This is a genomic window from Bifidobacterium sp. MSTE12 (genome assembly GCF_000513015.1).
Lineage (GTDB): Bacteria > Actinomycetota > Actinomycetes > Actinomycetales > Bifidobacteriaceae > Bifidobacterium > Bifidobacterium dentium.
Genome location: NZ_AZYA01000034.1, coordinates 117509 through 130539 on the forward strand (window position 1 = coordinate 117509; position 13031 = coordinate 130539).

Consider the following 13031-nt stretch of genomic DNA (forward strand, 5'->3'; position numbering starts at 1 on the left):
GAAAAGCGCACTGTAATCCTTTCCGAAAATATAGGGAGTTCGAAGATAGTGGTTTTATTCGGGTCCTATTGCTTTCCCTATGGAGGTAGTGAAAGGTTGCGAAAGATATTGATGGGTCTATAAAGGAGGATGCAAATGAGTGCGATGAAAGAAAGAATGCACACGGGAGAATTGTATCTTCCCGGTGATCACGAGATTATGGAATGGCAGACAAAATGTCTTGACCGTCTTTATGAGTTCAATCAGACCCGGCCAACCGAATTCAAAAAGAGGCAGACTCTAATGAAAGAGATGTTTGCGGAAATCGGTGAAGGCTGTTACGTTGAACCGCCTTTTCATTCTAATTTTGGCGGAGGCCATGTGCATTTCGGGAAAAACATTTATGCGAACTTTAACTTGACTTGTGTAGATGATACGCACATTTATGTGGGGGATTACACAATGTTCGGCCCGAATGTCACCGTTGCTACCGCAGGACATCCGATTCTTCCGGAGCTGCGGAAGAAAGGGTATCAGTATAATGCGCCCGTTCGCATCGGAAAAAACTGCTGGATTGGTGCAGGGGTGATTATACTCCCCGGTATTACGATTGGTGATAACGTTGTGATCGGTGCCGGAAGCATAGTGACAAAGGATTTGCCGTCTTGCGTTGTGGCGGTTGGTAATCCGTGCAAGATATTACGGGAAGTAGATGAGCGTGATAAAGAGTATTATTTCAAGAATAAAAAGATACCGCAGGATCTATAGAAAAGGTAAATAGTTCATAATCATGTGATTATGCTTGTAAATAGCAAAGGATAAAGCAGTGTGCTTCATCCTTTGCTTGCTGGTGTTTTACTCGTAAATAGTATCTGTGTCGCGATTTCCATTGTCAAGTTTCTGACACTGTTCATCTTGTCTCACCGTGTCATTTGGTCGGCTTCTTTCAATAACGCGTATGGCCGTGTGGCTAATATGGAACAGTCCCATCAGGAGGTGCGGAAGATGAAGCACATCGTATTCGGCAGCGGAACCAAGAACTTCGTGATACTGCCAGGACTGTCGGTGCACAGCGTGATGGGCTTGGCCGACGCGATTGCGGAGGCGTACAAGGATTTCTGCGAGGAATACACCGTGTATGTTTTCGACAGGGCCGAGAACATACACGAGGGTTACACGGTCAGAAACATGGCGGAAGACACCGCGGCGGCGATGCGGGAGCTGAATATTAAGAACGCCGACGTGTTCGGCGCATCCCAAGGCGGCATGATCGCCATGTATCTCGCCATCGATCACCCGCAAATGGTGAACAGGCTGATTCTAGGCTCGACGCTGGCAAAACCCAACGGCACGTTCAATCATGTCATCGACGAATGGATACGGCTGGCCAGGGCGAAGGATGAGCTGGGGCTTCTCGAGAGTTTCGCGGACAACGTGTATTCCGAGTCCACCCTGAAGGCCTATCGGGAAACGTTGATCTCCTCCAATCTGGGTATCAGCGATGAGGAATATCGGCGCTTCATTATTCTGGCCGAAGCCTGCAAGACCTTCGACTGCTACGGAGAGCTTTCCTCCATCCAGTGCCCGGTCTTGGTGATCGGTGCGGAGGGAGACCGTGTCGTGACTGCGGAAGGGTCGAAGCAGATCGCCGAGGCGCTTGGCTGCGAAAGCTATCTTTACGATGGCAGCCATGGTCACGGCGTATACGATGAGGCCGCCGATTACAGGCGGCGGTGCCTGGATTTTCTGCTGGGGGTTTCGGCCTGAATCTTTCCGTCGTGGCTCGTGTCTTCTGTTAAGTGAGTCGAATCCGACTGGAGTATTGGTCAAATGTGACGCACATACGTTCAGCCTTGTGGGTTACGGTCGTTGTAAGACTATGGCCACAGAACGAGCCAAACGTCCAGGTCCATGCCGGTGTCGGCCAGCCAGATCTGAATCTCATCTTCGGCCACATCCTGGGCCTCGGTTTTCGGATAGCCATAGATGCCGGCGGAAATCAGCGGGAACGCGATGCTTTTGCAGCCGTGCACGGAGGCGATCGCTAGGCAATTGCGGTAGCAGGCGCGCAACAGCTGCTCCTCATCATGGTCACCGCCATGCCAAACCGGTCCGGCTGTGTGGATGACGTACTTGGCCGGCAGATCGAATCCCGGCGTGATCACCGCCTCACCGGTACGGATGGGGGAGAGGCGATTGCATGCGGTCTGCATGCGGTTCGCTCCCGCCGCGCGGAAAATCGCGCCGCATACCCCTCCGCCCATCACGAGGTCCGTATTCGCCGCATTGACGATGGCGTCCACGTGCATGCCGGTGATGTCCTGATGCGTCACGGAAAATGGCATAATCATTCCTCTCTTACTCGGATGCGTGCAACTGTACGTTGCTGACTTGCCTTTTCATGATCATCGAAACCGCCGGCCGACATGTGCGCGAGTCCGGCCTTTGTGCGTGCGAAGCCAGATGATGGTCTTCTGGACTTCGGCTCAAGAGCTAAAGATGGATGCGCTTCCAGTCGGCCAGAGCGTTGGCGTAAGTGGTTTTCTGCTCAGGGGTTGCGAATGAGGACTCCAGAGAGTATTCCGCGATGGTGGCCAACTCATCCAAGCTCATGCCGGTCCGTGCCATGGCGATGTAATTGTCGCCGATATATCCGCCGAAGTAGGCGGGATCATCGGAATTGAGCGTCACCTTCACACCAGCGTCGAACAGTTGACGTACCGGAAGATCGGCCACGTCCCGCACTACCTGCAGACGATGGTTTGACAACGGGCACACCGTCAACGCGATTCCATCACGGGCAATTCGTGCCACTAAATCGCCATCGGTGGCGGTGCGAACGCCATGATCGATGCGTTCGACATGCAGGAGGTCCAACGCCTGACGGACATAATCGGCCGGGCCCTCCTCGCCGGCGTGCGCGACGAGATGCAGGCCAAGTCGCGTCGCACGCTCATATATATGAGTGAACAGTTCCGGCGGATATCCGACTTCGGCGGAATCCAAACCGATACCGAGCAGGTCCCCGGCCCGTGAAGCCGCGGTATCAAGCAACGCCTCGGCTGAATCGACGGGCATATCCCGGATGATGCACATGATGAGCCCGCCATCGATGCCGAAACGTTCATGACCGATGCGAAGACCCTCAAGCAGGCCATCGAGCACCACGTCAAAATCGAGACCGTTATTCATGTGTACCTGAGGATCGAAGAAAATCTCCGCCCGCCGAACGCCATCGGCATTCGCCCGTGCCAGATAGGCGAGCATGAGGTCGGTGAAATCCTGCTTGGTGCGCAGCACGGACATGAGCTGGTAGTACAGGTCCAGAAACGACTGAAGATTCTCAAACTCATAGTGTGCCTTGAGATCGTCAAGATCAGCGAACGGCAGGCTGATGTTGTTACGTTCGGCCAGTTTCAGGGCCAGTTCCGGCTCGAGGGTGCCTTCGATATGCAGATGAAGCTCCGCCTTCGGCAGCTTACGCAGTGCCTGTTCGGTGGCCGGGCTGATGTGAGTCATGCGAATCCTTTCATGTGGTGCGATGGCGGTCCGTCGGCTAATCGGAAATGAGCGTGAACTGAAATGGACCGTCGACGATGGAGCCAATGCGCATGCGAGCGCCATATCGGCCTTCATATACGGGAACGTTGCCCGAGCGGAGAGCTTCGTTGAAGCGGATCCATGTGAGATTGGCATGCTCGTCGTCGGTATCTTCGGCAACGAGTTGGGGACGTCCCGTGGCGGGGCTGTGCAAAGAGGTGAGCGGTTGTGGAATGGATAGGATCTCTCCTCGGATTTCCTGCACGGATTGAGGAAGCGAACCTTGCGGTCCGTCGAAGCAACGCAGTGTGAGGACGCGGTTCGCCATCATGTCAATCGTGGGTTCGTCATCGTCGGGTTCGATTTCGACGGTCAACAGTAGGCCAAGACCGATTTGCTGCACGTCGAACGTCGGATCGAGCGTACCGAGGTCGTTCAAAACGGCGATGCTCGCTTCATTCACGCGTTGCACGGAAATTCTCATTGTTCCAGTATAGGTTGTCGGCAGTGCTTTACACGGACTGTGATCAGCGAATTGTGGTCGCGGGATTGCGGGTTGCGGGGCGGGCCGGACGATGGGGATTCATGGTGCTGCCCTGCTGTCGCGCTCTCGTCGGGGAGGGGATTCCTCCAGTGACTGGAGAAAATCGGACGCAAAGAGAGGTGCAAGCCTGTAAGACAGCTGCTAAAGTCGGCGACATGAAGATGAGCGACGACGAGTTCGAGCGGGCCATCGAAGACGCGCTCGCGGGTATTCCTGACAGGTTCAAGCAGGTGCTGGAGAATGTGGGGATCGCCATGGCGCAGGAGCCGAACGAGCGGGAGTTGGGCACGATGTGCGACGCGGGCGGCGAACTGCTGGGACTGTACGAAGGAATCGCCATCACGCGGCGAACCACGGCCTACAGCGGTGTGATGCCGGACGTGATCACTATTTTCAAGGGCCCGCACGAGCGGGTATGCGCCACCCGTGCGCAAATGGTCGAGCAGATCCGCAAGACCGTGCTGCACGAGATCGGCCACTACTTCGGCTTCGACGACGCCTACCTGCACGCGCATGGCTATTAGAGGCCGCTACAAGAAGACGCACGCAAGGCCGTGTTTCGGCACGGAATAGGATTCATCCGGAATCGTTCGGAACGTCTCATTGTCGACGAGGCGCAATACGTGCCGGATCTGTTCCCCATGATTCAAGTGGCAGTGGGAAAGCAGCAGGGCGCTCCCGAGCCGCAGCGCCACGTGGTCCTACGCATCAACGGATTTTCAGGCGCGAGGCGCTTACGCGCATTCTGTAGCGGGATGGCTGAGTCGCTGACATGAGCCAGGGGAGTGACATGACTGTGTTCTCTTTGGTTTTCCGAGGGTTGGCGAGTAGCGTAGAACCTGAATCGCAATGGGGCGGTTCGTGAATGCACGGACGCACGATAGCGTCGGCAATGCAAAGGAGCGAATATGAAGTCTTGGAGATTCACTGGAACGAACGAACCATTGAGATTGGAAGAACTGCCGGAACCGAGTGCCGGGCCGGGCAAGGTCGTCATCGATGTGAAGGCGGCTGGCATTTGCCATACCGATGTCGGCATTCTGACTGATCCCGGTTGGATGACCATGCTCGGCCAGGTGCCGGTGACGCTTGGCCATGAGGATGCCGGTGTCATCAGCGCGGTCGGCGACGGTGTCACCGACTTCAAGGTCGGTGACCGTGTAGCAATCTGCCCGACCACGTCGGCAGGATGCCCTGGCTCATCGTTTGATGGCGGTTTCGGGCCGAAAATCGTCATAGGGACCGAAGCATTGGTGCGCATCCCGGATGAAGTCGATTTTGTGAACGGCGCCGCCGCAACCGATGCGGGCATGACATCCTATGCGGCGGTGGTCCGCCGAGGTGGCGTCAAGGCGGGAGACAAGGTCGGCATCATCGGACTTGGCGGGCTTGGCCAAATTGGCGCGAGGGTGGCGCATCTGCTTGGTGCGGAAGTGTATGTGGCTGAAATCAAGGAGGACATCTGGCCGCTTGCCAAGGAACTCGGCGCGGTGGACGTACGTAGATCCATCAAGGACTTCAACGACGTAAAGTTCGATGTCATCATCGATTTCGCGGGCTTTGGCACCACTACGGCGGATGCGGTGGATGTCATCGGACTGGGTGGCGTGGTCGTGCTCGTCGGCATGGGCAAGCTGGAGACCACCATCGATTCAAAGTCGCTTATCGTCAATCAGTGTGATCTGCGTGGCTCGAACGGAGGCACTCCCGACGATATTCGCGGCGTTTACGAGCTGATGCGTACCGGAAAACTGTCGCCCGTCACCACCTGCATCGGTTTCGACGAGGTTCCGCAGGCTATCGAACGGCTCGAAGCGGGCGATGTGAAGGGCCGGCTCGTCATCAGATACGAGTAAGAGCACCGTCTGCCCGCCGATGGAACCGGTTGACGCTTCGGCTCGTCGGTTCCTTGCTTCGACGGGCTAGCCGGGCCGACGGGCTGGCCGGCCCGTCGGCGACTGGACCCGATGCATAAAGAGCCCTAACATTACTTAAGTGATGATGGACGATAACCGGCAATGATGCCGCATGGTTCCGTCTTCACCGGATATTTTTCGGCTGATATTTTCAAAGGAGAAAGTATGGCGGACAATCGCATGAAACAAAAGGAGAGACCTCCATCCGCAGAAGGCAACGGCCTGCAGAAAAGTCTGAAACTCATCTTCGTCTACACGGTGGCGACCGGCTCGATTTTCACCTACGTAAGCTATTGGGATTCCGTATTTTTCAGCTATTGCGGGGCGGGAACGTTCCTCGCCTTCGCGCTGATGACGGTTGCGATTCTTCCGACGGCACTCGTCTACAGTGAAATCTCACCGTTGTTCAAAACGGCGGGCGGCGAGCTCATCTACAATACGGTCGGCTTTAACAAGCATGTCGGCTTTCTGGCATCCTGGCTTATCATGGCGGCTTGGATTTCCGTGCCGCCGGCCGTGGTCATGGCCGTGGCGACGTTCATCAGCAAACTCTTCAACCTGAATCTGAATTTCCAGACCACCGTGATCATCGGCGTCGTGTTCCTGTTGCTCATCTTCATCATGAGTCTGCAGGACGTGCAGTTCCTGGTCAAAGCACAGGCGTTCTGCCTGTTCGCCAATATCGCCACCACGCTTATCACCGCAGCGCTGATCCTGACTTCCGGTCATTGGAGCATCGCCAATCTGGCGGACATGTTCTCGTTCAGTTCGAAGGCTTCGACGCTTGGCATTCCGGCGTGGATCATCGGCATGGCATTGCTCATCACGCCCTATTTCGGTTTCGAAACCGTGCCCCAGATGGTGGAAGAGGGTGACTTCCCCATCAATAACACGAAGAAGGCCATCTGCGGATCCGTGCTCACCTGCGGTGCGATCTACACGATCTTCTTCTTCTGCGTGGCCGGTCTCGCACCGGTCAAGGATCTGCTTGCCGGCGATGCCGCGAACGGTTTCATGACCATCACCGCCATGCAGAATCTGCTGGGATGGAAATTCTGGCCGATCGTGTACGGCTGCATTTCCATCCTGTTGGGGATGACCGCTTCGATTCTGGGATTCTGGATGTCCACCGTACGCATGCTCTATTCGATGGGCAAGAAAAACTTTCTGCCGGAAGTGTTCACCAAGGTCAACAAGCATCAGCAGCCGATTTTGCCGAACATCTTCCTGCTGGCCATCAGCCTGACCTTCATTCTCCTGCAGAATGCGGGCAGCTTCATGAACGACTTCTTCAACCTCATGTCGTTCGGCTGCGCCTGCGCCTATGCTCTGACGATGATCTCGGCCGTGCGTATTCACCATAGGCATCCCGAATGGTATGCGAACAACAGGAACGTGGTGCCAGGCGGTGACCTGTTCCGTGTGCTCGCCATGGTGATCATGGTGTGCATCGCGTTCTTCTGCACACTCGGACAGGGCGTAGGATCATGGATTTCCTTCGCCGTATATCTTGGCATCGGCGTGGCCATCTGGCTGTGGATGGTGCTGGTCCGGTGGAGGAATTCCAAGGTCGTCATCGAAACGTTGGACGGCGAGGTCGAGTTCTGAACCGGCTCTGCGCATCACGGCCGTAACGGCCAAAAGGCAACTGAAGAACAATCCGTCGTGAAACCGAACCAAGCAAACAAAGGAGCAATCATGGTTCAACCGAAACTCGAAGGCAAAGTCGCCATCATCACCGGAGCCGCGGCAGGCTTGGGCGAGGGAATCGCGCAAGTGTATGCCAAGTACGGTGCGAAGATCTGCATGGTCGACCTGTCGGCCGATGTCGACAGGACTGCGGACAAGATCCGTGAGATGTATCCGGATGCCGACATCGTGACCGTCATGGCCAATGTGGCCGATAAGGATCAGATGATTGCGGCCGCCAGAACAACGGTGGACGCTTTCGGTCCGATCGACATCGCCTGCTGCAATGCCGGCGTATGTCGGCTTGCGCCATTCGAGCAGATGCCTGACGAGATGCGTGATTTCCACATCGACGTGAACATCAAAGGCGTATGGAACACCTGCCAGGCGGTAGTGCCGTACATGTTGGAGAACGGTGGCGGCGCGATCGTGATCGCCTCTTCCGTGACGGGCGACATCGTGGCCGATGCCGGTGAAGCGGCCTACGCCATGACCAAGGCCGCACTCGTGGGGCTGACCAAATGCCTGGCAGTGGAATACGCCGACCGCAACATCCGCGTCAACTGCTCGCAGTTGGGCTATGCGCGCACCCCGATGGTGGAGAAGATGGCGGTCGAATCCAATCCGGACAATCCGGAATCCGCCATCAACGACATTGCGGTCGGCGTGCCGATGAAACGACTGGCCAAGCCGACCGAAGTGGGCGAACTGTTCGCCTTCCTAGGCTCCGACGAGGCCAGCTACATCACCGGCGCACAAGTGGTCATCGACGGCGGCAGCACACTGCCGGAGACCATGAGCATCGGCACCAACTGAATCGCCGCATAATGACGGTGCGGGATAGGCGGAGCGTTCCCTGATCTTCAGGGGTGGAGCCTACGTCCGCACCGTCATCCGGCTGTGGTTATGCCGGGGTGGGGGTATGAAAGAGGCATGCGTATTGTGCTTCAGAAAGTCAGCGACGGGTCCGTGGATGTGATTGATGAACTCACCGGCGAACGGGATCCCACCTTCGAACCACAGCGGATCGGCGTCGGATATGTGCTGCTTGTCGGCGTAGAGGATTCGGACGGCGCCAAGCAGATCGCGTGGCTGGCGCACAAGATCTCGAATCTGCGTGTGTTCGAAGACGACAACGGCAAAATGAACCGTTCCATTCACGATGTGAACGGCTCGATCCTTTCCATCTCGCAATTCACGTTGTATGCGGACGTGCGCAAAGGCAATCGCCCAAGCTTCGTGAAGGCAGGGTCGCCGGACCATGCCGACAAGGTGTGGCGGCAGTTCAACGAAACACTGCGGGCCGAAGGCCTTGCAGTGAAAGAAGGCCGTTTCGGAGCCCACATGCGCGTGAACTTGACTAACGACGGTCCCGTGACCATCATCTTCGATACGGACGAACTGGGAGTCTGACACCGTTCACCGGCAACGGTGGGTCACAGATGCTCGGCGATCCAGTCACGTAGGATGACGGCGTGGTTGCAAGCGGGATCCTTGGCGGCATAGAGCAGGGTGACGTTTCCTGTTCGCAGATGGTCGCGCACGTCCGACACGAATTCGGCGGCCTCATCGCGCCCGTCAAGCTGCTCGATGTACCGTGCCTTGAACTCGTCGAATTTAGCGGGGTCATGAGCGAACCACTTGCGCAGGTCCGTGGTGGGCGTCACCTCCGTTTTAGCCCAACGGTCAAGATCCGCACGCTCCTTGGAAACGCCGCGCGGCCACACCCGATCCACCAGAACACGGTAACCGTCGGTCGGCTGCGCGGAATCATATATGCGTTTGATCTGAAGAACATGCGACTGCGCCATGCAACCCATGCTAGATGTCCCGAATGATGGGATCGAGACAATTTCTCTGGCTGCGAACCACAGTCGTCAGAGAGCCGCACAAGACCGAAAAATGAGACTGCATTTGAGACGGTTATCTGGTGCTCACTCTAGGGTTAGGACCATGGGAATTGAGAACAATCACAAGCTCATCGTCAACTGTCTGCCGTTGACGGAGTCGGAGAAGGCGCAATTCACGCGTGCGGCCAGGGGAGTGCCGCAGGAATTCGTAGGCGACTCGACGCAGCGGGGGAGTATGAACTGGAGCGCCCGCATCCCGAAGGAATTCCGTGCATCGGTGACTGCGATCATCGGAAACGTACCGCCGGAGGAATGCTCGCAATGCCCCAGACTCGAATGGCTGCAAACCTGGAGCGCCGGCGTCGACAAATACCAGCGGCCCGACGTACTGCAACCCGGATCCATGCTCACCAACGCTTCCAGCGCATACGGGCAGAGCGTATCCGAGCACATGTTCGCCATGATGTGGGCGCTCATGAAGAACCTACACGTCTATGCCGGCAATCAAGCCAACGCAGACTGGACTGACGCGGGCCGTGCATTAAGCCCATCGGGCATGACCGCATTGGTGATCGGCACCGGCGACATCGGCTCGCACTTCGCCAGACTGTGCAAGAGCGTCGGCATGGAAACCATCGGCGTACGACGTAACCCATCCGTCGAAGCGGAAGGCATCGACCACACGATAGGCTTCGAATCACTCGAACAGGCATTGCCATACGCCGACGTCGTCGCCATGAGCGTGCCGTCCACACCGGCCACGCACCATCTGCTGAATGCCGATCGACTGGCACTGCTCAAACCCGAAGCGCTGGTACTGAACGCGGGCCGAGGCGATGCCATCGATTCCGAAGCCCTTGCAGCGGCGCTCACGGGCAACGAGCTACGGGGTGCCGGCCTCGACGTGACCGAACCTGAACCGTTGCCGGCCGACTCGCCATTGTGGCATGAACCGCGCTGTCTCATCACCCCGCATGTGGCGGGCGGCAACCATCTGGAAGTGACGGAACGGCGCATCATCGCCATCGCATTGGGCAACGTGCGCTGCTACGCCAACGGTCAGTCGCTCGACAATCGCATGCCTTTGAAAGGCTGAGGATTCGCCGCTGGAAATCAGCCATAGAATATTACCCAAAAGATCCATACGGACAATCCTGATGAACCCATGTCGCCGCGGATTGGGAAATTCCCTGATGTATCCCTGACTCGCTCCGTGGACGATTTCGTCTCGTCGATTGACGAATGTCCCGCTTAGGGTTGTACCCTCTACACCTGATATGGATAACGAACTGTTTGAGAAGGCGCCGATTCCGCGCGCATACATGACCCTGGCCATACCCGTCGTGCTGAGTATGATGGTCACCCTCGTCTACAACACCGTGGACACCTACTTCATCGCGCACACCGGCAACACCGACATGGTGGCCGGCGTGTCCATCGCGACACCGGTATTCACCGTGATGATTGCGCTTGGCGACATCTTCGGACTCGGCGGAAGCTCCGTGATCTCGCGCCTCTACGGCAAAGGTCGTTTCGATGACGGCCGGCGACTGAGCGTGTTCTGCTTTTGGGGAGCCGTGCTCACCGGCATCATCGTCATCATATTGGGCCTGACGTTCCACGATCCGATCCTCACGATGCTTGGGGCCGACGATTCCACATGGCGGTATGCCTCGCAGTTCTATTCGCTGATCATTCTCGGATCGCCGTTCATCATCGTGTCGATGACGCCAAGCAATCTACTGCGCACCGAAGGCTTCGCAGGCCCCTCCGCGGTCGGTTCGGTCGCCGGAACCGCCATCAACATCTGCCTGAACCCGCTGTTCATCCACGTGTTCGGCTGGGGCGCGGCCGGTTCCGCAGGCGCGACCGTCATCGCCAACATCTGCACCGACCTCTACTTCGTGTGGTTCCTGCTCAAACGCAGCCGCAACCTATCCATCGATCCACGGCTCATGTTACGAAGCGGACATCTCGATATCAGCAGGCAGGAGGCAAGCGGCATCTTCGCCATCGGCATTCCGGCATCCGTTACCAATCTCATGCAAAGCCTTGGCATTGTCATGGTCAACCTCTTCCTGCTGCCATACGGCAACGATGCGGTGGCGGCCATGGGCATCGCATTGAAGATCGTGATGATCGCCGTGATGATTCTCGTGGCGTTCGCCTTCGGCGGCCAGCCGCTCATCGGCTATAACTATGGTGCCGGAAACATGAGTCGGTTGAAGGCATTGCTGAAATTCGCATACTCGTTCCTCGGCATGCTCGCATTGGTCATGACCGCGGTGCTGATCGCCTGCGCTCGCCCGTTGATGGGATTCTTCAGCACCGACACCGGCATGCTACGTGTGCAGCTGCTGAGCACCGTATGCGTGTCGGTGGTGCTCGTGACCACCTGTACGTTCCAATCCGCGGGCAAGGCCCTGGGCGCACTGCTACTGTCCGTCAGCCGTCAGGGCGTGATGCTCGCCATCACCTTGTTCGCAGGCAGCGGACTCGCCGGATATCATGGGGTCATTGCCGCGCAGGCCTTCGCCGACCTGCTCACTGCGGTCCTTGCCGTCGTATTGGCTGTGATTCTTCTGCCTGAGTTGCGTGGCCGAAAGGCCGAAAGCCGGAAGATCGCCCTCGTCGATGAATGATGCCAGCCATGCGTAAGGCTCAGGCCGGGCTCGACGCCGAAAGAATGCCCGTATGATGGCATTAGGGAGGAAAGGCGGGAGCTGTGACGTTGAACAAATGGCAACGAATGACCGAATGGCCGCTGACCGTACTGGCATTGGTGTTCCTGCTCGCGTATTCATGGGAGGTGCTGGCACGGACGCATGTCTCCCTGTGCGAAACCACGATCAACGTCATCTGGATCGTGTTCATCGTCGACTACGTCGTTTCGATTTCGCTGGCGCACGATAGGAAGACCTGGTTCAAGAACAACCTGCTGTTGCTCATCTCGATCATGCTGCCGATTTTCAGACCGCTGAGACTGCTGCGACTGGTGGCTGTGTTGAATGTGCTCAATCGCACCAGCGGCATGGCGGTACGTGGTCGCATCACACTCTACGTATGTTCCAGCGTGATATTGCTGATCTACGTCGGTTCGCTTGCGGAATTGGATGTGGAACGTAATGCTCCGGGCACTACCATCACCGATTTCGGCAAGGCCATATGGTGGGCGTTCGTCACCACCACGACGGTCGGCTATGGCGACATGTCTCCGGTGACATGGCAAGGCAAGTGCATCGCCGTGGGTCTTATGATCGCCGGCATCGCCCTGATCAGCGTCATCACCGCAACGCTCGCGTCATGGATCGTCGACCGGGTGAGCGATGAAGCCGATAAGCGTGCCAATGAGACGGAATCGGAAACCACGCGGCTGAGCAGCAACGTCGCCGAACTGACCGACGCCGTCAACCGACTGCGTGACGATATCGCGAAACTGCGCGAATCCCCAACAGCAGATGACAGGCGATAACAAGTGATGCCGGACGGAGTCCAACTTCCGTCCGGCATCAC

The 13031-nt window shown here is 57.1% G+C and carries 14 protein-coding genes; 10 read left to right on the forward strand and 4 right to left on the reverse strand.

The features are described from left to right. Positions 1-135: 135 nt before the first annotated feature. Positions 136-747 carry a sugar O-acetyltransferase gene (locus HMPREF1494_RS07110; RefSeq protein WP_033488912.1) on the forward strand — a complete coding sequence of 204 codons (612 nt, stop codon included), beginning with the start codon at positions 136-138 and terminating at the stop codon, positions 745-747. A gap of 237 nt (positions 748-984) precedes the next feature. After that, complete coding sequence (locus tag HMPREF1494_RS07115; RefSeq protein ID WP_163190960.1) at positions 985-1746, forward strand: alpha/beta fold hydrolase; 762 nt, start codon at positions 985-987, stop codon at positions 1744-1746. Positions 1747-1856: 110 nt separating this feature from the next. Here HMPREF1494_RS07115 and HMPREF1494_RS07120 read toward each other — a convergent pair whose 3' ends face one another. The 3 genes from HMPREF1494_RS07120 to HMPREF1494_RS07130 all read right to left on the reverse strand — a co-directional run bounded on the left by HMPREF1494_RS07120 (position 1857) and on the right by HMPREF1494_RS07130 (position 4003). After that, positions 1857-2324, reverse strand: coding sequence for a macro domain-containing protein (locus tag HMPREF1494_RS07120; RefSeq protein WP_034521447.1), 468 nt, complete (start codon positions 2322-2324; stop codon positions 1857-1859). 148 nt (positions 2325-2472) lie between these two features. Continuing rightward, positions 2473-3498, reverse strand: a complete 1026-nt coding sequence (locus HMPREF1494_RS07125; RefSeq protein WP_034521450.1) for an adenosine deaminase — start codon at positions 3496-3498, stop codon at positions 2473-2475. Between the two features lie 37 nt (positions 3499-3535). Next, positions 3536-4003, reverse strand: coding sequence for a D-aminoacyl-tRNA deacylase (locus tag HMPREF1494_RS07130; protein ID WP_034521453.1), 468 nt, complete (start codon positions 4001-4003; stop codon positions 3536-3538). Positions 4004-4218: 215 nt separating this feature from the next. On the opposite strand from HMPREF1494_RS07130, the gene HMPREF1494_RS07135 reads away from it, so the two are divergent. From HMPREF1494_RS07135 to dtd, 5 genes are all read left to right on the forward strand, one after another. Then, on the forward strand, positions 4219-4587 hold the full coding sequence (locus tag HMPREF1494_RS07135) for a metallopeptidase family protein (protein WP_034521457.1): 369 nt from the start codon (positions 4219-4221) through the stop codon (positions 4585-4587). 384 nt (positions 4588-4971) lie between these two features. Beyond that, entirely contained in the window at positions 4972-5919 is a 948-nt protein-coding gene (locus HMPREF1494_RS07145) for a zinc-binding dehydrogenase (protein ID WP_034521475.1), read from the forward strand. Positions 5920-6144: 225 nt separating this feature from the next. Then, positions 6145-7587: an APC family permease gene (locus tag HMPREF1494_RS07150; protein ID WP_231495366.1), complete on the forward strand. Its 1443-nt coding sequence runs from the start codon at positions 6145-6147 to the stop codon at positions 7585-7587. Positions 7588-7677: 90 nt separating this feature from the next. Continuing rightward, positions 7678-8484: an SDR family oxidoreductase UcpA gene (gene ucpA, locus HMPREF1494_RS07155; protein ID WP_003839772.1), complete on the forward strand. Its 807-nt coding sequence runs from the start codon at positions 7678-7680 to the stop codon at positions 8482-8484. A gap of 117 nt (positions 8485-8601) precedes the next feature. Then, positions 8602-9081 (forward strand): D-aminoacyl-tRNA deacylase, encoded by a 480-nt coding sequence (dtd, locus tag HMPREF1494_RS07160; protein WP_003843589.1) that lies wholly within the window; start codon positions 8602-8604, stop codon positions 9079-9081. A 23-nt stretch (positions 9082-9104) separates the two neighbouring features. On the opposite strand, the gene HMPREF1494_RS07165 is transcribed toward dtd, so the two are convergent. Next, complete coding sequence (locus HMPREF1494_RS07165; protein ID WP_003839785.1) at positions 9105-9479, reverse strand: DUF488 domain-containing protein; 375 nt, start codon at positions 9477-9479, stop codon at positions 9105-9107. Between the two features lie 142 nt (positions 9480-9621). Between HMPREF1494_RS07165 and HMPREF1494_RS07170 the strand changes: the two genes are divergently transcribed. The 3 genes from HMPREF1494_RS07170 (at position 9622) to HMPREF1494_RS07180 (ending at position 12990) form a co-directional block, all read left to right on the forward strand. Further along, on the forward strand, positions 9622-10614 hold the full coding sequence (locus HMPREF1494_RS07170; protein ID WP_034521483.1) for a D-2-hydroxyacid dehydrogenase: 993 nt from the start codon (positions 9622-9624) through the stop codon (positions 10612-10614). A gap of 181 nt (positions 10615-10795) precedes the next feature. Further along, positions 10796-12160 (forward strand): MATE family efflux transporter, encoded by a 1365-nt coding sequence (locus HMPREF1494_RS07175; RefSeq protein ID WP_034521485.1) that lies wholly within the window; start codon positions 10796-10798, stop codon positions 12158-12160. Positions 12161-12267: 107 nt separating this feature from the next. Continuing rightward, entirely contained in the window at positions 12268-12990 is a 723-nt protein-coding gene (locus HMPREF1494_RS07180) for a potassium channel family protein (RefSeq protein WP_129879870.1), read from the forward strand. Positions 12991-13031: the final 41 nt, after the last annotated feature.

Coding starts and splice junctions, on each gene's coding strand:
- HMPREF1494_RS07110 (WP_033488912.1), top strand. CDS start 136: ATGAGTGCGATGAAAGAAAGAATGCACACGGGAGAATTGTATCTTCCC.
- HMPREF1494_RS07115 (WP_163190960.1), top strand. CDS start 985: ATGAAGCACATCGTATTCGGCAGCGGAACCAAGAACTTCGTGATACTG.
- HMPREF1494_RS07120 (WP_034521447.1), bottom strand. CDS start 2,324: ATGCCATTTTCCGTGACGCATCAGGACATCACCGGCATGCACGTGGAC.
- HMPREF1494_RS07125 (WP_034521450.1), bottom strand. CDS start 3,498: ATGACTCACATCAGCCCGGCCACCGAACAGGCACTGCGTAAGCTGCCG.
- HMPREF1494_RS07130 (WP_034521453.1), bottom strand. CDS start 4,003: ATGAGAATTTCCGTGCAACGCGTGAATGAAGCGAGCATCGCCGTTTTG.
- HMPREF1494_RS07135 (WP_034521457.1), top strand. CDS start 4,219: ATGAAGATGAGCGACGACGAGTTCGAGCGGGCCATCGAAGACGCGCTC.
- HMPREF1494_RS07145 (WP_034521475.1), top strand. CDS start 4,972: ATGAAGTCTTGGAGATTCACTGGAACGAACGAACCATTGAGATTGGAA.
- HMPREF1494_RS07150 (WP_231495366.1), top strand. CDS start 6,145: ATGGCGGACAATCGCATGAAACAAAAGGAGAGACCTCCATCCGCAGAA.
- ucpA (WP_003839772.1), top strand. CDS start 7,678: ATGGTTCAACCGAAACTCGAAGGCAAAGTCGCCATCATCACCGGAGCC.
- dtd (WP_003843589.1), top strand. CDS start 8,602: ATGCGTATTGTGCTTCAGAAAGTCAGCGACGGGTCCGTGGATGTGATT.
- HMPREF1494_RS07165 (WP_003839785.1), bottom strand. CDS start 9,479: ATGGCGCAGTCGCATGTTCTTCAGATCAAACGCATATATGATTCCGCG.
- HMPREF1494_RS07170 (WP_034521483.1), top strand. CDS start 9,622: ATGGGAATTGAGAACAATCACAAGCTCATCGTCAACTGTCTGCCGTTG.
- HMPREF1494_RS07175 (WP_034521485.1), top strand. CDS start 10,796: ATGGATAACGAACTGTTTGAGAAGGCGCCGATTCCGCGCGCATACATG.
- HMPREF1494_RS07180 (WP_129879870.1), top strand. CDS start 12,268: ATGACCGAATGGCCGCTGACCGTACTGGCATTGGTGTTCCTGCTCGCG.